The sequence below is a fragment of the Pseudorhodobacter ferrugineus DSM 5888 genome (genome assembly GCF_000420745.1).
Classification (GTDB): Bacteria; Pseudomonadota; Alphaproteobacteria; order Rhodobacterales; family Rhodobacteraceae; genus Pseudorhodobacter; species Pseudorhodobacter ferrugineus.
Genome location: NZ_ATVN01000007.1, coordinates 90,200 through 111,220 on the forward strand (window position 1 = coordinate 90,200; position 21,021 = coordinate 111,220).

At 58.6% G+C, this 21,021-nt stretch carries 23 protein-coding genes and 1 tRNA gene; 10 read left to right on the forward strand and 14 right to left on the reverse strand.

Annotation, left to right across the window (positions count from 1 at the left end):
- Positions 1–248 precede the first annotated feature (248 nt).
- The 6 genes from prmC to G560_RS0108175 form a co-directional block, all read right to left on the reverse strand.
- Positions 249–1,085 carry a peptide chain release factor N(5)-glutamine methyltransferase gene (gene prmC, locus G560_RS0108150; protein WP_022703828.1) on the reverse strand — a complete coding sequence of 279 codons (837 nt, stop codon included), beginning with the start codon at positions 1,083–1,085 and terminating at the stop codon, positions 249–251.
- The gene (gene prfA, locus G560_RS0108155) at positions 1,082–2,134 is read right to left on the reverse strand and encodes a peptide chain release factor 1 (protein WP_022703829.1); all 1,053 of its coding nucleotides are present in this window, start codon (positions 2,132–2,134) and stop codon (positions 1,082–1,084) included. Before prfA ends, prmC begins: the two co-directional genes overlap by 4 nt.
- Before the next feature lie 99 nt (positions 2,135–2,233).
- Positions 2,234–2,662 carry a DUF1499 domain-containing protein gene (locus G560_RS0108160; protein WP_022703830.1) on the reverse strand — a complete coding sequence of 143 codons (429 nt, stop codon included), beginning with the start codon at positions 2,660–2,662 and terminating at the stop codon, positions 2,234–2,236.
- Between the two features lie 11 nt (positions 2,663–2,673).
- The gene (gene speB / locus G560_RS0108165; protein WP_022703831.1) at positions 2,674–3,639 is read right to left on the reverse strand and encodes an agmatinase; all 966 of its coding nucleotides are present in this window, start codon (positions 3,637–3,639) and stop codon (positions 2,674–2,676) included.
- A gap of 98 nt (positions 3,640–3,737) precedes the next feature.
- Positions 3,738–3,980, reverse strand: a complete 243-nt coding sequence (locus G560_RS0108170) for a hypothetical protein (RefSeq protein ID WP_162140855.1) — start codon at positions 3,978–3,980, stop codon at positions 3,738–3,740.
- Between the two features lie 119 nt (positions 3,981–4,099).
- On the reverse strand, positions 4,100–5,263 hold the full coding sequence (locus tag G560_RS0108175) for a M20 aminoacylase family protein (protein WP_022703833.1): 1,164 nt from the start codon (positions 5,261–5,263) through the stop codon (positions 4,100–4,102).
- A 123-nt stretch (positions 5,264–5,386) separates the two neighbouring features.
- Between G560_RS0108175 and mazG the strand changes: the two genes are divergently transcribed.
- The 3 genes from mazG to G560_RS0108190 all read left to right on the forward strand — a co-directional run bounded on the left by mazG (position 5,387) and on the right by G560_RS0108190 (position 8,357).
- Entirely contained in the window at positions 5,387–6,187 is an 801-nt protein-coding gene (gene mazG / locus G560_RS18820; RefSeq protein ID WP_033419320.1) for a nucleoside triphosphate pyrophosphohydrolase, read from the forward strand.
- 116 nt (positions 6,188–6,303) lie between these two features.
- Positions 6,304–7,311, forward strand: coding sequence for a Fe(3+) ABC transporter substrate-binding protein (locus G560_RS0108185; RefSeq protein WP_022703835.1), 1,008 nt, complete (start codon positions 6,304–6,306; stop codon positions 7,309–7,311).
- Positions 7,312–7,415: 104 nt separating this feature from the next.
- Positions 7,416–8,357 (forward strand): nucleoside hydrolase, encoded by a 942-nt coding sequence (locus tag G560_RS0108190; RefSeq protein ID WP_022703836.1) that lies wholly within the window; start codon positions 7,416–7,418, stop codon positions 8,355–8,357.
- On the opposite strand, the gene G560_RS0108195 is transcribed toward G560_RS0108190, so the two are convergent.
- The gene (locus G560_RS0108195; protein WP_022703837.1) at positions 8,344–9,378 is read right to left on the reverse strand and encodes an ATP-binding protein; all 1,035 of its coding nucleotides are present in this window, start codon (positions 9,376–9,378) and stop codon (positions 8,344–8,346) included. The genes G560_RS0108190 and G560_RS0108195 overlap by 14 nt on opposite strands.
- 210 nt (positions 9,379–9,588) lie before the next feature.
- Here G560_RS0108195 and G560_RS20285 point away from each other — a divergent pair, with 210 nt between their 5' ends.
- On the forward strand, positions 9,589–9,957 hold the full coding sequence (locus G560_RS20285; protein ID WP_022703838.1) for a hypothetical protein: 369 nt from the start codon (positions 9,589–9,591) through the stop codon (positions 9,955–9,957).
- 73 nt (positions 9,958–10,030) lie between these two features.
- Here the strand turns inward: G560_RS20285 and tdh are convergent, their stop codons facing one another.
- The 7 genes from tdh to pdxH form a co-directional block, all read right to left on the reverse strand.
- Positions 10,031–11,056 carry an L-threonine 3-dehydrogenase gene (gene tdh, locus G560_RS0108205; RefSeq protein ID WP_028913871.1) on the reverse strand — a complete coding sequence of 342 codons (1,026 nt, stop codon included), beginning with the start codon at positions 11,054–11,056 and terminating at the stop codon, positions 10,031–10,033.
- 11 nt (positions 11,057–11,067) lie between these two features.
- Positions 11,068–12,249 carry a glycine C-acetyltransferase gene (locus G560_RS0108210; protein WP_022703840.1) on the reverse strand — a complete coding sequence of 394 codons (1,182 nt, stop codon included), beginning with the start codon at positions 12,247–12,249 and terminating at the stop codon, positions 11,068–11,070.
- Positions 12,250–12,401: 152 nt separating this feature from the next.
- Positions 12,402–12,959 carry a helix-turn-helix domain-containing protein gene (locus G560_RS0108215; RefSeq protein ID WP_022703841.1) on the reverse strand — a complete coding sequence of 186 codons (558 nt, stop codon included), beginning with the start codon at positions 12,957–12,959 and terminating at the stop codon, positions 12,402–12,404.
- 119 nt (positions 12,960–13,078) lie between these two features.
- A tRNA-Pro gene (locus G560_RS0108220) sits at positions 13,079–13,155 on the reverse strand.
- A gap of 72 nt (positions 13,156–13,227) precedes the next feature.
- Positions 13,228–13,704: a DUF192 domain-containing protein gene (locus tag G560_RS0108225; RefSeq protein WP_028913872.1), complete on the reverse strand. Its 477-nt coding sequence runs from the start codon at positions 13,702–13,704 to the stop codon at positions 13,228–13,230.
- Positions 13,701–14,237: a cold-shock protein gene (locus G560_RS0108230; RefSeq protein WP_022703843.1), complete on the reverse strand. Its 537-nt coding sequence runs from the start codon at positions 14,235–14,237 to the stop codon at positions 13,701–13,703. The genes G560_RS0108225 and G560_RS0108230 overlap by 4 nt, the downstream gene beginning before the upstream one ends.
- A gap of 115 nt (positions 14,238–14,352) precedes the next feature.
- Positions 14,353–14,955 carry a pyridoxamine 5'-phosphate oxidase gene (gene pdxH / locus G560_RS0108235; protein WP_022703844.1) on the reverse strand — a complete coding sequence of 201 codons (603 nt, stop codon included), beginning with the start codon at positions 14,953–14,955 and terminating at the stop codon, positions 14,353–14,355.
- A gap of 155 nt (positions 14,956–15,110) precedes the next feature.
- Here pdxH and fabI point away from each other — a divergent pair, with 155 nt between their 5' ends.
- The 6 genes from fabI (at position 15,111) to G560_RS0108265 (ending at position 21,014) form a co-directional block, all read left to right on the forward strand.
- Positions 15,111–15,956: an enoyl-ACP reductase FabI gene (gene fabI, locus G560_RS18825; protein ID WP_022703845.1), complete on the forward strand. Its 846-nt coding sequence runs from the start codon at positions 15,111–15,113 to the stop codon at positions 15,954–15,956.
- Positions 15,953–16,558: a LysE family translocator gene (locus G560_RS0108245; protein ID WP_022703846.1), complete on the forward strand. Its 606-nt coding sequence runs from the start codon at positions 15,953–15,955 to the stop codon at positions 16,556–16,558. Before fabI ends, G560_RS0108245 begins: the two co-directional genes overlap by 4 nt.
- Before the next feature lie 12 nt (positions 16,559–16,570).
- Positions 16,571–17,185 carry a LysE family translocator gene (locus G560_RS0108250; protein ID WP_022703847.1) on the forward strand — a complete coding sequence of 205 codons (615 nt, stop codon included), beginning with the start codon at positions 16,571–16,573 and terminating at the stop codon, positions 17,183–17,185.
- A 27-nt stretch (positions 17,186–17,212) separates the two neighbouring features.
- Positions 17,213–17,716 (forward strand): xanthine phosphoribosyltransferase, encoded by a 504-nt coding sequence (gpt, locus tag G560_RS0108255; RefSeq protein WP_022703848.1) that lies wholly within the window; start codon positions 17,213–17,215, stop codon positions 17,714–17,716.
- Positions 17,717–17,811: 95 nt separating this feature from the next.
- The gene (locus tag G560_RS0108260; protein ID WP_022703849.1) at positions 17,812–18,990 is read left to right on the forward strand and encodes an aminotransferase; all 1,179 of its coding nucleotides are present in this window, start codon (positions 17,812–17,814) and stop codon (positions 18,988–18,990) included.
- A gap of 137 nt (positions 18,991–19,127) precedes the next feature.
- Positions 19,128–21,014 carry a peptidyl-prolyl cis-trans isomerase gene (locus G560_RS0108265; protein ID WP_022703850.1) on the forward strand — a complete coding sequence of 629 codons (1,887 nt, stop codon included), beginning with the start codon at positions 19,128–19,130 and terminating at the stop codon, positions 21,012–21,014.
- The last annotated feature ends 7 nt before the right edge of the window (positions 21,015–21,021 follow it).

The window sequence follows — 21,021 nt, forward strand, 5'->3', positions numbered from 1 at the left end:
GATCCAGATCTATCTGGCTTTGTCTATGCGCCGGCGGTCTGAAAAAGACGCGTCTTGCCCATCTCCGGGCGCATCAGGCATGTTTGGCATTGCGTGCGGGGATGACAACCGAGTTTCCTCTAAGCCGTCCCTTACACCGTTACGGTCTAACCATGTGTTTCACGGTGAGACAAGCAAAAATTCGCAATTGATGCAGTTATCCCCTGAAAATTGGCGCGAATTCGCCGCAAAGGCAGGGAAACGCTGGTTTAGGTGCCAAAAAACTGCCCTGAAACCACGCGGTCGCGCCCATCCAGATCGGGCAGAATCTCTATGCGCGCAAACCCAGCCGCTTTGAAAAAGCCTGCAACAGCCGCCCCTTGGGTAGGTCCGATTTCGACCAACAAGCGCCCGCCATTGGCCAAATAAGCCGGTGCTTCTGCGCAAATAATCCGGTACGCATCTAGCCCGTCGCCACCAGGGGTCAGCGCCAGATGTGGCTCATGCAGCCGCACTTCGGGCGACAGGCCCGCCATTTCACCCGCTGCAATATAGGGCGGGTTTGAGACGATTAGGTCAAACTGCCCCTCCACCGGCGCAAACCAACTGCCTAGCGAAAAGCTTGCCTGCACCCCAAGCGATGCCGCATTGCGCCGTGCCACGTCCAGAGCCGCACCCGACAGATCAACGCCCAAACCCACGGCACCCGCGCGTTCGGCCAAAAGCGTCAGCAAGATGCACCCCGACCCCGTGCCCAAATCCAGCACAGATGAAAAGGGCAAGGTCAACGCGGCCGCGATCAAACTTTCCGTTTCGGGGCGTGGGTCCAAAACATCGGGGGTCACTGCAAAGCTACGGCCCCAGAACAAGCGCTGGCCTGTGATATGTGACACGGGTCGCCGTGTCGCCCGCGCGCTTACAGCGGCGGCCAAGGCATCCACCTGTGCGCCCGTCAAAACGGTTTGCGCAGGCATCAACGCCAGATCGGCCCGCGACACCCCTAACACAAACCCCAACAACACCGCCGCATCCTGCGCCGCATCAGGCACCTCTGCGGCACGCAACTGCGCCACAGCCGTGCGCCGCGCCACAAGCAAGGTGGTCATTGCATCTCGGCCAGTTTGCGCGCCTGATCGTCGGAAATCAACGCATCAATGATCTGGTCCAAATCGCCACCCAAAATCTGCCCCAGCGAATAAAGCGTTAGGTTGATGCGGTGGTCGGTCATCCGGCCCTGCGGAAAATTATAAGTGCGGATGCGTTCCGACCGATCCCCCGACCCGATCTGGCTTTTGCGATCCGCCGACCGCGCGGCATCCACCCGCTCGCGCTCGGCCTCAAACAACCTTGCGCGCAGAACCTGCATCGCGGCCACTCGGTTTTGGTGCTGCGATTTCATTGCCGACACCACGATGATGCCCGTGGGCAGGTGCGTGATCCGCACCGCCGAATCCGTGGTGTTCACGTGCTGCCCGCCTGCCCCGCTGGCGCGCATCGTATCAATCCGGATGTCAGATGCCGGAATGTCGATATCGACCTCCTCGGCCTCGGGCAATACCGCCACAGTGGCCGCCGATGTATGCACCCGCCCACCGCTTTCGGTTTCGGGCACACGCTGCACGCGGTGGACGCCAGATTCGTACTTCATCCGCGCAAACACGCCCGCGCCTTGGATATGGGCGGTCAATTCGCGAATACCGCCCAGATCGCTTTCCTGCAATTCCAGAATTTCAAAGGTCCAGCCACGGTTTTCGGCATAGCGGCGGTACATGCTGAGCAAATCACCGGCAAAAAGCGCCGCCTCATCGCCGCCCGTACCGGGGCGGATTTCCAGAATAGCAGGCCGCGCATCGGCGGCATCCTTGGGCAACAGCGCCAGTTGCAATGCGGCTTCCATCACCTCGATCTGGGTGCGCAGACCGGGGATTTCCTCTTCGGCCAGCCCGCGCATTTCGGGATCGGCCAGCATAATCTGGGCTTCGGCCAGATCATCCAGCGCGCGGCGGTACGCGTTGATTTCTGTGACGACAGGTTTCAAATCACCGTATTCGCGGCTGAGTTTCGCAATTTCCGCAGGCGGCGCGCCAGCCGACAGTTTGGCCTCGAGAAACTCGAAGCGCTGGGAGATTTGGGCAAGGGTATCTAATGGGACCATTTTTGCGGTTTGACGTATCGGCAGGCGCAGGTCAAGTGGCCAGCGCCGGGGGTCCCCCCCCCCGGGACCCCAGAGCATATTTGGGTCGAAAAGAAAGCGTCAGAGCTTAGACTGCCATGTGGCCAGGCGGGCCGCGTTGACACCAAGATCAGACTGACCAAAGCGCAGGCGGGCGTGAATATAGACGCCGTCCTGACCCAGCTGTGCCGTGGTATAATCAGGAAAGCCCCAAAGCCCCGAGCGTGTGATCCATGTGATCCGGCCTTCCTCTACGCTGCCTGCGAGACGCATGGTACGCGGGGTTGCCATGGCCACCGCATCGAGTCGCGCCAAAAGGCCGTCAGCAGCGGGAATGCGCAAAATGGCACCGCCGGTTTGGGGCAGAACCTCATTCCAGCCAATGCCATGGTCCCAGGCGTAGGCCTGCGACGGATCTGTCGTCCAACGTGCAGGGTCGGACGGGGCAAACCGGACATAGGCGGCAAAACCGCTGACAATAAAGAGGATCAAGGCAAGGGTTGTGAACATAAGGCGCCCAATCATTTGCGGTGATGTGCCCAGTGATAAAGGCAGATAAGTTCATGCGCGACATGGGCGCCAGCGATGGCAGTGGCACCTGTTGTATCATAGGCAGGCGATACCTCCACAATATCGCCGCCCACCATGTTGATGCCTGCAAGGTCGCGCAGGCAGGCCGCCGCTTGCCATGTCTGCAAGCCGCCCCAAACGGGCGTGCCGGTGCCAGGGGCCGCCGAGGGGTCGAGGCAATCAATATCAAAGGTCACATAGGTCGGATTTTTGCCAACAATCTCCTTGGCGCGCGCGACCGCATAGGCACAGCCCTTTTCATGCACGCTACGCGCATCGATATATTCAACGCCAAGATAATCATCGCAATGGGTACGAATACCGATTTGCACTGATGTTTTGGGATCGATAATTCCGGTTTTTACTGCTTTGTAGAAAAACGTGCCGTGGTCGATGCGGTCCATATCATCGTCTTGCCACAGATCGGAATGGGCATCGAAATGGATCACCGACATCGGACCAAATTTCTCGGCATAGGCGCGCAGGATCGGCAAGGTGATAAAATGGTCGCCGCCCAACGTCACCGTACCTGGCCCCGCCTTTAGGATTGTGCGGATATGATCGGTGAGCAAGCCTGGAAAGCTGGGTGTATGGGCATAGTCAAAGGCCACATCGCCATAATCGACAATTGCCATATCCTCCAACGGGTTGGTCGGCCAACCGTAAGGCGGATCGAACGGTTGTAAAGCACTGGCTTCGCGGATTGCGCGGGGGCCGAACCGAGTGCCGGTACGGTGTGTCACCGCTTGGTCGAACGGCACGCCCGTGATCGCCAGATCAACGCCCGTCAGGTCTTTGCTATAACGGCGGCGCAGAAAAGACGTCGCCCCCGCAAAGGCATTTTCAAACGCCAGCCCACGGAGGCCCTGCCGCGTAAACGCCCCGTCCGCTTCGGTCTTTGCATCTTCTAGCGCCATAGCAATCCCCTTGGCCATAAGCGTCGTTCACATGCCGGAGACGCAAAAATCCGAAAGGTCAGAAAAGGCCAAGCGGTACGGACTGTCAAGCCAAGCGCCTAGGCCAACCGCACACCACCGTGCACATCGCCCACCAAGTGCAGGTCCATCATCTCGGCCATGCCCTGTGCTAAATAAAGCCCCACGCGGCGGACATTGCCCAGCAAATCCGCAGGCTCGACACTGTCAATGGTCTTCGGCGCCACCGCGCAAGACACCGGAGGCCCCGAATAGGTGAAACCCGATGCAAACCATTGCACCATGTCCGATTCGGCGGGGCCAGACGGGACCAGACGGGGCATCTCCCGCCATTCGTTGATGCCCGCAGGCCTTTGGCCCGCACGCATCGCCTCAAGGTTGGGCCGCGCAGGTTTTCCCGCCGGGAAAACCTGCGACAGCGCCCAATTTTCACCAAGACGGATTATCCCAACGGCTGTGCGCGTTCGACCAACCGCGCGAAAAAGCTGGCGCCCACAGGTGCCGCCTCATCATTGAAATTATAGCGCGCGTGGTGCAAACCTGCGCCATCGCCAATCCCCATGAACAAATACGCCCCCGGCCGCGCCTCCAGCATATAGCTGAAATCCTCGGACCCCATTTCGCGGCATCCGTTCGCCTCTACCGCATCGGCACCCGAAATCTCGGCCGCAACTTCGGCGGCAAACCCCGCCTGATCGGCATGGTTTATCGTGGCAGGATAGCCCCAGTCATAATCCACCGCCGCCGTGACGCCATAGGCCATCGCGTGGCCCTCAACAATCTCATGAAACCGCCGCTTCAACAGCGCCCGCACTTCGGGGTCAAAACAACGGATCGTGGCGCAGAACCAACCATCTTCGGGGATGATATTGCTGGCCGATCCCGTATGGATCTGCGTCACCGAAATCACCGCCTCGTCCAGCGCATAGACATTGCGCGGAATGATCGTCTGGATCGCTTGCACCATCCCCACAATCGCCACCACAGGATCAATGCAATCATGCGGCGTGGCCCCATGCCCGCCCTTGCCCGTGACCACCACCGTCGCCGTATCGACCGAAGCCATAAGCGCCCCGGGTGTCGTGGTGAAATGCCCGAACGGCACGCCGGGCGCGTTGTGGATGCCGTACACTTGGGCCACGTCAAAGCGGTCCATCACCCCTTCCTTAACCATCACCTCACCGCCGCCGCCATCTTCCTCGGCAGGCTGGAACAGCAGCGCCACACGCCCCGCAAACCGCCGCGTTTCACAAAGATACTTCGCGGCCCCGAGCAGCATTGTCACATGCCCGTCATGGCCGCAGGCATGCATCCGCCCCGGCACGGTCGAGGCATACTCAACCCCCGTCGCCTCTGTTATCGGCAACGCATCCATATCGGCACGCAAGCCAATCGTGGGGCCAGCACTTTGGCCGTTGATGATCGCCACAATGCCACTTGTCGCAATGCCTTCGTGCAGCTCGTCCACCCCAAATTCGCGCAACCGCGCGGCAATAAACGCCGCCGTCTCATGGCAGTCAAACCGCAGCTCGGGGTGCATATGCAAATGCCGCCGCCATCCGGTCATTTCCTCGGCATATCCGGCGATGGCATTCAGAACGGGCATGGTCTACTCCTATGGGCATAAATTCTGCCGCTACCAGACCGCAATTTGAAAGGTTCCGCAATGGCCCCTCACCCTCTTTCCCGTGCCCAAAGCGACGCGCTTATCGCCGACCCGCAGGGCGGTATGCCGCGTCTGTTGGAAATCATGGCCCGCCTGCGTGACCCGCAAACAGGATGCCCGTGGGATATTGAACAGACCTTTGCCACTATCGCGCCCTATACGATTGAAGAGGCCTATGAGGTGGCAGACGCAATTGAACGGCAGGCTTGGGACGAATTGGAAGGCGAATTGGGCGACATGTTGCTGCAATCGGTCTATCATGCGCAACTGGGCGCCGAGGCAGGGCTGTTTGACTTTTCCAGCATTACCGCTGCAATTTCTGACAAAATGATCGCTCGCCACCCGCATGTCTTTGGCACCGAGTCGCGGGAAAAGACCCCTGACCAGCAAACCGCCGATTGGGAACGTATCAAAGCGCATGAGCGTGGGTCTGCCCGTGTGCTTGACGGCGTGGCGCTTGGCCTGCCCGCCTTGATGCGCGCGGTCAAACTGCAAAAACGCGCGGCACGGGTTGGGTTTGACTGGCCGTCAACCGATCAAGTGTTGGACAAAATCATCGAAGAATCGCGTGAGCTGGTGGAAGCCCGCGACACGATGGGCGCCGCAGAACAGGCCGAGGAGTTTGGCGATTTGCTGTTCGTCATGGCCAACCTCGCCCGTCATCTGGACATCGACCCCGAGGCCGCGCTGCGCGCCGCCAATCAGAAATTCACCCGCCGCTTTGGCCGGATCGAGGATCTATTGGCCGAGGCAGGAAAAGCGCCCGACCAAAGCGATTTGGCCGAAATGGATGCGCTGTGGGACCGTGCCAAGACCGAGGAGAAAGCGGCCAAAGCGGCCCTGCGGGGCGGGGGATTGATTTGAGTATTTGGACAAAGATGAAATGTGGGAATATTTTCCGATTAATAAAGTCAGGTATTGACCAAAGTAAAAGACTCAGGTTTAAGCAGGGTCAGAAAATCTGACTAAAGAGGTCAACAATGTCCAAGCAACTTCCCATCGCAGCTCTCACATTCTGCGCCCTCGCCCTGCCCGCTATGGCAGACGAGGTGAACATCTATTCCCACCGTCAGCCCGAGTTGATCCAACCACTGGCTGATGCCTTTACCGCCGAAACAGGCATCGATGTGAATATTGCCTTTGTCGACAAGGGCATGGCCGAACGTCTGGTGGCAGAAGGCGACCGCAGCCCCGCCGATTTGGTGCTGACCGTCGATATCGCGCGCCTGACCCAGATCGTCGACGCAGGCGTAACCCAACCCGTCGCCTCGGACGTGTTGACGTCAAACATCCCTGCCACCCTGCGCGATCCGGACAACCAGTGGTTTGGCCTCACCTCACGCGCACGCATTATCTATGCCTCTAAGGATCGTGTCGCAGCAGGCGATGTGACAAGCTATGAGGATCTGGCAGACCCTAAATGGAAAGGGCGCATCTGTTCCCGCTCGGGCACCAATGATTATAACGTGGCCCTTTTGGGCGCTGTGATTGCCCACCATGATGAGGCCTATGCCAAAACCTGGGCCGAAGGGCTCAAGGCAAACCTCGCCCGCAAACCCGCAGGCGGTGACCGCGATCAGGCCAAGGCGATTTGGGCCGGCGAATGCGATATCGCCATTGGCAACACCTATTACATGGGCCAAATGATCAATGACCCCGAGCAAAAAGACTGGGCCAATGCCGTGCGCGTTGATTTTCCGGTGTTCGAAGGCGACGGCACCCATCTTAATGTATCCGGCGTGGCGATGACCAAATCGGCCCCTAACAAAGACGCCGCTTTGAAGTTCATGGAATGGCTGTCGAGCGATGTGGCGCAGAAAATCTATGCCGAAACCAACTATGAATTTCCCGTAAAACTGGGTGTTGCGCGGTCCGAACTGGTGCAAAGCTGGGGTGATTTCACCGCTGACAGCCTTGATCTGACGGCTGTTGCCAAGGCCCGTCCCGCAGCTTTGCGGATCATGGAAGAAATCAACTTCGACGGCTGATCTGCGTTGCACACAAAGCCGGGGGCGGCAGCGTCTCCGGTTTTTACCACATGGACAAATCCACCAAGCTGGGCTTTGCTGTGCTCCAGAATTAGGAGAGAGACATGGTCCCGCGTAAAATCATTATCGACACCGACCCCGGCCAAGACGATGCCGTCGCCATTTTGCTTGCCCTTGCCTCGCCTGCTGATCTGGACGTGCTGGGCATCACCGCCGTTGCCGGCAATGTGCCGCTGCCCCTGACGGAAAAAAACGCGCGCATTATCTGTGAGTTGGCAGGCAAGCCCGATGCAAAAGTCTTTGCCGGATGCGCAGCCCCCCTGAAACGCAAGCTTGTTACGGCTGAACATGTGCACGGCAAAACTGGCCTTGATGGCCCGCAATTGCCAACGCCCGACATGCCGCTGCAACCCGAACATGCCGTGGATTTCATCATCCAAACCTTGCGGACCGAACCTGCGGGTACTGTCACGCTCTGTCCCCTTGGCCCCCTGACCAATATTGCCACGGCCTTTCAGCGCGCGCCCGATATCATCACGCGTGTGCAGGAAATCGTGTTGATGGGAGGGGCCTATTTTGAGGTGGGAAACATCACCCCCGCCGCCGAATTCAACATTTATGTCGACCCGGAAGCCGCTGAAATCGTTTTCAAATCTGGCGTGCCACTGGTTGTGATGCCGCTGGATGTCACCCACAAGGTTCTGACCACCAAACCCCGTGTTCAGGCCTTTCACGATATGGGCACCGAGCCGGGGCGCATGGTGGCCGAATGGACCGATTTTTTTGAGCGGTTTGACAAGGAAAAATATGGCTCCGAAGGCGCGCCTTTGCATGACCCTTGCGTCATCGCCTACCTGCTGAAACCCGAGCTGTTCAAGGGCCGCATGATCAATGTCGAAATCGAAACCACGTCCGATCTGACCCTTGGCATGACCGTGGCCGATTGGTGGGGCGTCACCGACCGCGCCCCCAATGCGCTGTTCATGGGTGATGTCGATGCCGACGGTTTCTTTGCCCTGCTCACCGACCGGATCAGTCGATTTTAACCGTCTCCGCCGCGGGCAGCACCACGCTGAATGTGCTGCCCACCCCACGCTCGCTTGTAATCAGCAAGCGCCCGCGATGGCGGCTCACGATGTGTTTCACAATTGCCAATCCAAGGCCTGTTCCACCTTTTTCGCGCGAACGGTGCGTATCGACACGATAAAACCGTTCGGTCAATCGCGGCAGATGCACCGCATCAATCCCGTCGCCTTGATCCGATACATCAATCCTAAACGCGGCACAGCGCAGAACGGGGTCGCGCGCTTCGGTGCGCAAGTCGGCGCGCACCACCTTGCCATTCCCGCCGTATTTGATCGCGTTTTCCACCAGATTGGTCAGCACCTGTACCAGTTGATCCGCATCCCCCAGCACCATGGCACCCGCGACCGGGCTGACCCGCACTTCAACCTGCGCCGCATCGGATACAGGGCGCAGGTCGGACACGACCCGCGCCAAAACCGCACCCAAATCCACCGAAACCGTCGGCCGCACCCGCTCTTGCGCCTCGACGCGGCTCAGCTGCAACAAATCGCCTACCAGCCGGTTCATACGTCCGGCCTCACGCGCCATAATTTCCAAAAACCGCGTGCGCGCCATCGCATCATCCCGCGCGGCCCCTTGCAATGTCTCGATGAAACCGACCAATGCCGTCAAAGGTGAGCGCAGCTCATGGCTGACATTGGCGACGAAATCACGCCGCATCTGGCCAATTTGTTCCTGCTCGCTGGTATCGTCAAACGCACAGATCGCGCCTTGCGCCACCGGTGTTACGGTTACCCGAAACACTTGCCCACCCGCTTGGGTAAATCGCGACACCCCTGCATGTTTGCCTGCCAACGCCGCGTCAATCGTGGCGGCCAGCGCCGGTTGGCGAAACGCGGTCAAATAAAGCCGCCCAACCAGCCCCTCGCCCAACATGTCCAGCGCTGGCGCATTCGCGGAATCGATCCGACCTTCGTCATTGATCACCACAACGGGCATCGGAATGCCGGCAAGAAACGCGGTAGCAAACTGCAAATCCATGACCGACCAATCCTCTAAAATCCGTGGACACCACTGTGCGTCTTTAACCCGTTTTCGGCAAGAAGCCAGCTTGTGCCTTCCTGTAAAGTAACCGTATATTGACGGTGAAATCATGGTTAACGTCACGTTTGGTTGTCGCTTCCCTCAGGTACCATCTATTTGGGGGTGTTCCTTTTAGTCCAGATCAACTAGGTCCAGTTTGGCTTTCGCATGCAGCGCACTTTACGGGACGCGCCCCTTTTGTCGCGCAAAGACACCGCAATTGATCCCGCTAAGCGCGTGTTGCTTTTGATTGACGTTCCTGCGACAGCGCGGTGCAGCCAGTTTGGCAACACCGTTGAATACTCAGGCACAATAACCGCGCAGCTTTTGTCACAGGTGTTGCCCGATATCGTCGTTATTTCCCTGATTTCTAACAATTTTGATGCGATCGAGGGCCTCGAGACTCTGTCCTCCCTCGGTTTTCGAGGGCGCTGTTTTGTCTTGGCCAATCGGCTCCCGAACCACCGATTGGTGCAGAAAGAGCTGCGTCAACACGCGGCAGGCCTGCGCATTACCTTGCTGACCGTTCACGCATAACGCCCGTCAACAGATCGCTTTCGGACGGCAAGGGTCAGGCCCGCTGACCTGAACCCAAACAACGCAAATGGCCTCAGCCCCAATCCAGCACAACCTTGCCCGACTGCCCCGACCGCATCGCGGCAAACCCCGCGTCAAAGTCATCAACCTTAAATCTGTGCGTAATCACGCGACGCACATCCAGCCCGTTTTCCAGCATGGCAATCATCTTATACCAGGTCTCGAAAATCTCGCGCCCGTAAACGCCCTTGATGGTGATGGCTTTAAAAACAATACGGCTCCAATCCACAGGGCTCTTTCCAGGCGGAATCCCCAGCATGGCAATACGGCCCCCCATGGTCATCGCCTCGATCATCTGGTCAAGTGCTGCCTGATTGCCCGACATTTCCATACCGACATCAAAGCCTTGCTTCATCTTCAGCCGCGCAATCACATCGCGCAAATCCTCTGCAGCCACATTCACTGGCACCACATCGGCCACCCCCGCCGCCAAATCCAACCGCGTCTGATTCACATCCGTAATCACCACATGGCGCGCCCCAACATGCCGCGCCACGGCCGCCGCCATAATCCCAATCGGCCCTGCCCCCGTGATCAACACATCCTCCCCCACCAGATCAAAGCTTAACGCCGTGTGAACCGCATTCCCCAACGGGTCCAAAATTGCGCCAATCTCATCATCAATCGCATCGGGCAACGGCACCACATTAAACGCGGGCAGGCGCAGATATTCGGCAAACGCCCCTTGCTCGTTCACCCCGATCCCGCGCGTGGCAGGGTCCAGATGAAACTTGCCCGCGCGGCTCTGGCGGCTGTGCTTGCCAATCAAATGCCCCTCGCCCGAACAGCGTTGCCCTATCTCTAACCCTTCGACATTGCGGCCCAATTCTACAATCTCGCCCGCAAATTCATGCCCCGTCACCAAAGGCACCGGCACGGTTTTCGCCGCCCATTCATCCCAGTTCCAAATATGGATATCGGTGCCGCAAATCCCCGTCTTGCGCACGCGGATCAGCACATCATCCGGCCCAATCTCGGGCACCCCGCGGCGTTCCATCCACAATCCGGGTTCCGGCCGCGCTTTCACCAAGGCTTTCATATCATTGCGCATCACAGCACCCCCACTGCATGGCCAGCGTCCTTAAACGCCGCCAAACCGAAATCCAGATCTTCACGCGTCAACGCCGCATTCATCTGCGTCCGTATCCGCGCCCGCCCTTTCGGCACAACCGGAAAGAAAAACCCCGCCACATGCACGCCGCGCTTGCCCAACTCTGCAGCCATGTCTTGCGCCAAACGCGCCTCACCCAGCATCACCGGAATGATCGGATGCTCGCCCGGCAAAACCTCAAACCCCGCCGCCTCCAATCCCGCCCGCCAATAGGCTGCATTCTCAAACAACTGCGCCCGCAACCCGTCCGCCGCCTCAACCAAATCCAGCGCCGCTAATCCCGCCGCCACAATCGCAGGCGGCAAGGCGTTGGAAAACAGATAGGGCCGCGCCCGTTGCCGCAGCAGGTCAATCACCGCCTGCGGCCCCGCGATATAACCGCCAAGCGCGCCCCCCAATGCCTTGCCCAACGTCCCCGTAATCACATCGGCCCGCACGCCAAAATGCGCTGGCGTCCCGCGCCCTTGTGGCCCCATAAACCCCGTCGCATGGCAATCATCCACCATCAACACCGCCCCATAAGCATCTGCCAAGGCACGAATTTCCGGCAGTTTGGCCAAATACCCATCCATCGAAAACACGCCATCGGTGGCAATCATGATAAACCGCGCCCCCGCCACCCGCGCGGCCACCAGTTGCGCCTCCAGATCCGCCATATCCGAATTGGCATAGCGGAAACGCTTGGCCTTACACAAACGGATCCCGTCAATAATCGACGCATGGTTCAAACTGTCCGAAATCACCGCATCCTCGGGCCCCAACAACGGCTCAAACAGCCCACCATTGGCATCAAAGCAGGCCGCGAACAGGATCGAATCGTCGTGCCCCAAAAACTGCGCCAGCCGCGCCTCAAGCGCACGGTGCAAATCTTGCGTCCCGCAAATAAACCGGACCGAGGCCATACCAAACCCGCCCGTTTCCAGCGCCCCCCGCGCCGCTGCAATCAAATCAGGATGATCGGCAAGCCCCAGATAATTATTGGCGCATAGGTTCAGCATCCGCCGCCCCTCCATGTCCACATGCGCGCCTTGCGGTCCCGAAATCAGCCGCTCGCGCTTGGTCATGCCCTCGGCTTCAATCGCCGCCAGCTCGCCTCGAATATGGTCCAAAAATTCCGACATGCCAGATTTCCCTCCGCGTTAGCGGAAATCATGCCACACAAGATCCAATCAGTCAATATAAAGGACGCAAATCCACTATAACGGATTTTTCTGTTTGAAAATATCCCGGGGGGAATGGCCGCAAGGCCAGGGGGGCAGCGCCCCCGCCACCCTCAACTCCCTTGAACGATCAAAATTGCCCGCGCCGCAGCCCCTGCAACCTCATGGATCGCATGATCACGGTCTGCAAAATACCTGGCCGTATCCCCTGCGCCAATCTCGGCCTCTTCTCCCCCCGAAACCACCCGCAACCGCCCCTCAATCACCGTCAAATGTTCACGGCATCCAGCCGAATGTGGCGCCGAAACCAACCCCGCCCCTGCCTGAAACCCCAGATCATAGACCTCATGGTCGCCGACCGTCTCGGCTGGCGATAAAATCCGTATCCGCACCCCGCGCCCGTGCCCCGTCATCACAGGAGCCGCCCCTGCCAGCGTCACATCAATCCCGGGTTCAACCTTGGCTTCCAACAATCCCGCAAAATCCACGCCCAACGCTTGGGTCAGGTTCCACAGCGTCGCCACCGTCGGGCTTGATTCGCCCCGCTCGATCTGGCTGACCATTGACCGACTCACGCCAGAAATCCCTGCCACGGCATCCAAACTCAGCCCACGCGCTTTTCGCGCCGCGCGCAACCGTTCCGCCAGTCGATCTGTGATGGTGTCCGTCATAAACCCGCAAAGCCCTATAAAACCTGTGCTCAATGTCGCCTGAACACACAGGGCGCGTCAATCGCAACACGTCAGATCTATGATACGGAAAGGCCCTTTCAGCGGGCTAGTCTTTGAAATGGTCGGGGCGATAGGATTCGAACCTACGACATCCAGTTCCCAAAACTGGCGCGCTACCAGACTGCGCTACGCCCCGACATCTCAACTGTTCGACCGTTACAACCGAACATGCGCGCTTCCTACGACATGCTTTTCGGATTGAAAAGCCTTATTGCGCCTCACAAGGCCATGCAGCTGAAATTTGTTTCAAATCCGGGTGCCGGATCACCGCGCCAGCAGTAATTCCCAGCTTTTTTGCCAGGCCGCCGTTGATTTCCAGAATGGCAAGAATCTCCGTGCCCCCATCGATTCCCGTCTCGTCATGGGGTACCGCATTGGCGTGAACATGTTTCACCAGCCCTGTGGCATCGGCAAAAATCATATCAAGGGGAATCAGGGTATTCTTCATCCAAAACACCGCATGCTGCGGGCGTTCGTATAAAAACAGCATACCGGTAGATGTCGCCATGTGCTCGCGAAACATCAAACCCTTGGCCCGCTCGGCCGGATCATCCGCCACCTCGACCGAGAACCGGACTTGCCCGCCATCCTCCAGCCGTAAATCAACCTGATCGGCCGCACACCCTGCAAAACCGGCCTGCGGCACAGCCAGCGCAAGCCCAAAGGCCAACGCCAGCGATTTCATTTCTGTGCCTTCAAAGCCGCGTCCCAAGCCAGAACCTGCGCGGCCATCCGGCCCCGCTTGCCCTCGATGATCCTCAGGCAGATCGCTTCACCAGCCGCAAGATCGGCAAACCCAGACATACGCAGCACTTCGACATGCACAAACACATCTTCTGTCTTGCCAAAAACATTGGCAAACCCAAAGCCTTTGCCTTTGTCGAACCACTTCACCCGTGCCGGTTCCAGCGGACAGGCCGCGATTTCTTCGGCGCTGAAATTCATCCCTTCACCGGCCATCGCAAAGCCGGCTCCTTCGGGTGGTGTAATCGACAACACTTCAACGGCTTGCACACCGCGCTGCGTTTCCTGAACGGTTACAGTGATTTCTGCGCCATCGGCCACGGTGCTTTGCCCAAAATTCCGCAGCACATTCGAGTGCAGCAAAACATCGGAACCCGTCTCCTCAGACAGGATAAAGCCAAAGCCCTTGACCGGATCAAACCATTTAACGCGACCGTGCAGAACCTGCACGGGATTCTCGTCTTCGTCTTCCATGATAGGCCTCTTACCCAGATTTAGCCTTTAAAACACTGTTCTGTTAGATGTCGCAGTCGGGTTCAAGCCCTATCTCACGCAATTGTGCACATCAATCCCTGCGGTAACGCACGTTTCAGGGGTTCAAGCGCACAACTTCCCATGCGTCACATACTGTTTTGCGTGTCCAACGAAAGCGGTCGTGCAACCTAAAGGCGCCATCCGCCCAAAATTCGATCTCAAGCGGGATGATTCGGATGCCGCCCCAAAACGGCGGGCGCTTCGGGTTGGTCCCTTGCTGCGCCGTCACCTTTGCCACATCGGCCATCAGGCTTGTCCGCGACGACAAGGGTTGCGACTGCGCCGAAGCCCAGGCCCCCAACCGGCTTTTAAGCGAGCGTGACGCATAATACGCATCCGCTTGTGGCCCCTCCTCGCGCTCGGTCACACCCCGAACCCTGAGTTGGCGGCGCAGTGATTTCCAATGCATAACAAAGGCCGCCTTGCCCGCCGCTTCAATCTCTTGCCCCTTCTGGCTGGTGTAATTGGTATAAAACACAAATGCCGCAGGCTCGATGTCTTTCAGCAACACCATCCGCGCATTCGGCATCCCGTCTACGTCCACCGTCGACAGCGCAATTGCATTGGGGTCGTTGACCTCGGCCGCCTCTGCCTCGGCCAACCAAGCCTGCGCCAAAACGAACGGGTCATCGCCCGCAAATATGCCACCACGATCCATAGCCACCTTCTTTCAAAACGGAACAATCTAACAACCCTAGCCTGCATTTTGCCAAGGGCAACCCCGCCCCCCCAACATCTTGACCATCGGCCTTGATGCCGCACCCCGTATCGCCTAAACCAACCTTAACACAACAATAACAGACGAGGGATATTATGGCCGGACTAATGGCAGGCAAGCGCGGGCTCATCATGGGCCTCGCCAACGACAAATCCATCGCATGGGGCATTGCCAAGGCCTGCGCCGAACATGGCGCTGAACTGGCCTTTTCCTATCAGGGCGAGCAGCTGAAAAAGCGCGTCGAACCCCTCGCCACCTCGATTGGTTCGACCGAAATGATCGAATGCGATGTCACGGATGAGGCGTCGCTGGATGCGGTTTTTGACCACCTGAAAAACGTCTGGGGCAGCATTGATTTCGTCGTCCACGCCATCGGCTTTTCCGATAAAAACGAACTGCGGGGCCGCTACGTCGATACGGGCCGTGAAAACTTCCTGATGTCGATGGATATTTCCGTCTATTCCTTTACCGCCGTCTGCAAACGCGCGGCCGCCATCATGAACCCCGGCGGCTCGCTCCTCACCCTCACCTATTACGGTGCGGAAAAGGTCATGCCGCATTACAACGTCATGGGCCTGTGCAAGGCCGCGCTCGAGGCGTCGGTGAAATACATCGCCGAGGATCTGGGCAAAGACGGTATCCGCTGCAACGCCATTTCCGCAGGCCCCATCAAAACGCTGGCCGCCTCTGGCATCGGCGATTTCCGCTATATCATGCGCTGGAACGAACTCAATTCGCCGCTCCGCCGCAACGTGACCCAGGATGAGGTTGGCAAGGCCGCCGTCTTCCTGCTCTCCGATCTCGGTTCGGGCACCACGGGCGAAAACCTGCATGTCGATGCAGGCTATCATGTCGTGGGCATGAAAGCCGTTGATGCCCCCGATATCGACGTGGTCACCGCCAAAGCGCAAAAGGGTGCCGCCCCCTCTGCTGAAGAATGAGCATAGAGCCGTTTCTGGCTCTGATCGCCGTCCTCACCCCGGCGATTCTGTCGCCGGGGCCAAGCATTATCGCCGCCACCCAAATGGCCTTGGCCCAAGGCCGCGACAAGGCACTCCCCTACGGCCTCGGCCTTGCCTTCGGCGCATCCCTTTGGTGCCTGTTTGCCCTTTTCGGCCTTGCGGTGGTCTTCAAACTTTACCCGCCCCTCTTCCAAGCCGCCAAAATCGCAGGCGGCCTTTACCTTCTCTACATGGCCTACGGCCTCTGGCGCGGCGCGCGCAACCCGCTCCCCCCCGCCGCCGAACGCCGTTTTGGCAACGGTTTTGCGGGCGGGGTCATCCTGTCGCTGTCCAACCCCAAACCGGCCCTGTTTTATTCCGCCGTTATCCTGACCCTGTTTCCCGACCCGCACGGTGCGGCTATGCTGACCGCTATCTATGCCACAGCACTTGCGACGGAACTGTTTTGGTACGCCTGCGTCACGATTTCCATGTCCACCAACACCATGCGCAAACGCTACCTTGCCGCCAAATTCTGGATCGATATCATCGCCGCACTCGCCCTCGCCGCCCTCAGCCTTATGCTGATCTTCAACCTTTAAAGGCCCGTGCCCATGACCCTCACCGCCTTCCTCGCCGTGGCCCTTTTGCACCTTATGGCCGCGATCAGCCCCGGCCCCGCTGTCCTTATGGCCGCCCGCACGGGTGTCACCGAAGGGCTGCGTACCGGCACCTTCCTCGCCTTTGGCATCGGCGCTGGCGCGGTCATCTGGGCGATGGCCGCGCTCTTCGGTCTCGCCGTTATTTTCCAAGCCGCTCCCGCCCTCCTCTGGTCGCTCAAAATTATTGGCGGCCTCTACCTTCTCCATATGGCTTGGGGCATGTGGCGCGATGCTGCCAAACCGCTTGATATGACCCAATCCACCCGCTTGCCCCGCACGCCCCTGTCGGCCTTCAAACTCGGCCTCGTCACCCAACTGGCCAACCCCAAACCCGCCGTCTTGTTCTCGGCCATCTTCATCGGCACTGTGCCACCCGAAACCCCGCTTTGGGTTTACGGCGCGCTCCTCACCGTGGTGTTCTTGAACGAGGCACTGTGGAATATCCTCGTCGCCCGCATCTTTTCCTTTGACCGGACGCGCGGCGCCTATATCAACCTTAAAACCATTATCGACCGGGCCTTTGGCGGCATGCTTGCCCTGCTGGGCCTCAAAATCGCAGCGACCTAACCTGCAATCTGACCAAGAGGGATCACCATGACAGACCGTTTGCCCCATGAAAAAGGCTTCCACATTTCGTGGGATCAAATGCACCGTGACGCCCGCGCCCTTGCGTGGCGGTTGGATGGCAAAGGCCCCGACAATGGCAATTGGAAAGCGGTCGTCGGCATCACCCGTGGCGGCATGGTGCCAGCAATGATCGTCGCGCGCGAACTCGACATCCGCGTGGTCGATACCATTTCTGTCAAAAGCTATGACCACCAAGACCGTGCCGAGGCCAAGGTCATCAAAGCGCCGCAAGCCGATGTGATGGGCGATGGCACCGGCATCCTGATCGTCGACGATCTGGTCGATACCGGCAAAACGCTGGAACTGGTGCGCAAACTTTATCCCAAAGCGCATTTCGCCACCGTCTATGCCAAACCACATGGCCGCCCGATGGTAGAGACGTTTATTACAGAGGTCAGTCAGGACACATGGATTTTCTTTCCTTGGGATATGGCATTGCAATATGTCCAACCTTACCGCGGCAAGGATTAACACGGGCTTAAGGCCCAATCAAAAACAACGCGTATGTACGCCGTATGTACGCATCCAATACGCAAAACATACACCCTCATTTACGGTGATCCCACATGATCCATCCCCTCAATCCCGCCATGGCCGCCACCGACCCACCTCCGGTGATGGAGGCGCGGCGCTGGCTTGACGGGGTGGTTTTTCCACCGGATCGCCCGCTGATCAACGTCTCCCAAGCCGCCCCCACGGCCCCGCCACCCTTGGCCTTGCGCCAAGCAATCGCTGAAGCCGCATTGCACAACGACGCCGCCCATTTGTACGGTCCCGTCCTCGGCTTGCCCGCGCTTCGGGCTGAAATTGCGCAGCAATGGTCCACCGCTTACGGCGGGAATATCCAAGAAAATCAAGTTGCTATCACCCAAGGCTGCAATCAGGCCTTCACCGCGATTATGTCCACCTTGGCAGGTGCCGCGGATGAGGTGATTTTGCCAACCCCGTGGTATTTCAACCATAAAATGTGGCTGGATATGCAAGGCGTGCGCACCGTACCCTTGGCCACAGGCGAAGGTTTGATCCCCCGCGCCGCCGATGCCGCCGCCCTGATCACAGATCGCACCCGCGCCATCGTTCTGGTCAGCCCGAACAACCCTGGCGGCGCGGAATACCCTGCCGAAACCTTAAATGATTTCATGTACTTAGCCCGCTCGCGTGGCATCGCCCTGATCATCGATGAAACCTACCGCGACTTCGACAGCCGCACAGGCGCGCCCCATACCCTGTTCACCGACCCGCAATGGGCCGACACCCTCATACATCTCTACAGCTTTTCAAAGGCTTACCGCCTGACCGGCCACCGCGTCGGTGCCGTCGTCGCCTCCGAATCCCGTCTGGCCGAGGTCGAAAAATTCCTCGACACCGTCGCCATCTGCCCCAGCCAATTGGGCCAGATCGCAGCCCTTTGGGGGATGCAAAATCTGGGTCCTTGGGTCGCCAGTGAACGCCTTGAAATCCTGTCGCGTCGCAGCGCAATGATAAATGGTTTCAAAGACTTACCGGATTGGAAGCTGCTCGGCTGTGGTGCCTATTTCGCCTATATCGAACACCCCTACGCCTTGCCCTCGGACCAACTGGCCAAATCCCTTGTGCAAAAAGCGTCCCTCCTCACCCTGCCTGGCACCATGTTCCAACCCGCCGGATCGGCAGATGGCAAACGCCAACTCCGCATCGCCTTTGCCAACATAGACGCCACGGGCATCACAGAGTTTTTCAAACGTCTTCAACACCTTACGCTTTAATTTAATCTTTGCGTAAATACTCAAATGGGTGCTGGATCCCCCAAACCGCCGCCCATAACACACCCAAACCCAACACCTTGCCCCCGCCCCTCTAACCCCATAGACAAGGGCCAACGACGTTTCCAAAGGTAGATCACATGGCAAATCGCAGCGCAAAGACAGGTCCTGACCAAGACGAAAGCACCCCCCGCAAGAAAAGCAAGGGCACCAGTGTCGTCGTCTGGATCTTGATGGCCATGCTCGTCCTTGGCCTCGGCGGTTTTGGCATCACCAACTTCGGCGGCGGCGTCTCGTCCATCGGCAAGGTGGGCGAGCGTGAGATTGAGGTGAACGATTATGCCCGCGCCTTGCAGCAACAAATCAACGCGCTTTCGGCCCAGTTCGGCACCAACCTGACCTTGCAACAGGCGCAATCGCTGGGGCTTGACCAGCAGGTCCGCCAACAGCTGATTGACACCGCTGCCCTTGACAATGAAACCGACCGCATCGGCATTTCGGCAGGCGACGAACGCATCGCCATTGAGATCACCAGCTCTAGTGCTTTCAGCGGGCCGACTGGCAAATTTGACCGTGACGCCTATCGTTTTACCTTGCAAAACAACCGTTTAACCGAGGCACAGTATGAAAACAAAATGCGCGAAGACCTGTCGCGCGCGCTGCTTCAAGGCGCAGTTACTGGCGGCTTCACTGCACCAACCGCGCTAACCAACACGCTTTACGACTACATCTCGGAACGCCGCGGCATCAGTCTATTGCGCCTGACGGCCGCAGACCTGACCTCTGAAATCCCCGACCCGACCGAGGAAGAGCTGACCGCTTATTACAACGACAATATCGCCGAATTCACCGCCCCCGAGGCCCGCCGCATCACCTATGCGGCCCTGATGCCCGAAGCGATTTCCGACAAGATGGCGCTGGATGAGGATGCACTGAAAACGCTTTATGATCAGCGCATCGCCGAATTCGTCCAGCCAGAACGCCGCCTTGTGGAACGTCTGGTTTATCCCAATGAGGACGCCGCAAACGCCGCCAAAGCCTTGCTAGGTGCGGGCACATCTTTTGAAACTCTGGTTGCTGATCGCGGCGTCAGCTTGACCGATATCGACCTAGGCGATCAGGCCGAGGCAGATTTGGGCGCCGCAGGCCCCGCCATTTTTGCCCTGACAGAACCCGGCGTGGTTGGCCCTTTTGCATCCGACCTTGGCCCAGCCTTGTTCCGGATGAACGGTGTGCTTGCCGCCCAAAACACCAGCTTTGAAGACGCCCGCACCGATCTTGCTGCCGAACAGGCCGCCGATGCGGCCCGCCGTGCGATAAGCGACCAAATTGAAAGCATTGATGACCGGTTGGCCAGTGGCGCAACCTTGGAAGACCTGGCCAAAGAAACCGATATGTCTCTGGCACAGATAGATTTTTCTGCCCAGTCAAGCGAAGGCATGGCCGCATATCCCACCTTCCGCACCGCAGCCGAGGCCGCCGCCACCGGCGATTTCCCCGAGGTGATACAAACCGATGACGGCGGCATTTTTGCTTTGCGTCTCGATGAAATCATCCCACCAACGCCGATCCCCTTTGATCAGGTCCGTGATGCGGTCGATGCCAGCTGGCGCGCCAAGACGACCAACGCCGCGCTGACCGACCTTGCCAACAGCATCAAGACCCAGATCGAAGACGGCGCTGCCTTGGGCGGCTTTGGCATCACCGAGGTGATCCCAGATCTGACCCGCTCCAGCACAGTCGAAGGCGCGCCAGCATCGCTTGTGTCTGACCTGTTCAAGATGGATATCAATCAGGTCCGCGTAGAGGAAGACGGCACTTTCATCGCCCTCGTCCAACTTCAAACGATCACCCCTGCAGCACCAACGGGCGACGATGCCGATGCCCTTAAAGGGGCGATTTCGGCGCAGGTTGAACAGGCCATCGCGCAAGATGCCTTTACCCTGTTCACCAATGCCTTGACGCAAGAGGCGGGGATCAGCCTGAACACTACGGCCATCAACGCCGTTCACGCGCAATTTCAGTAACGGTTCC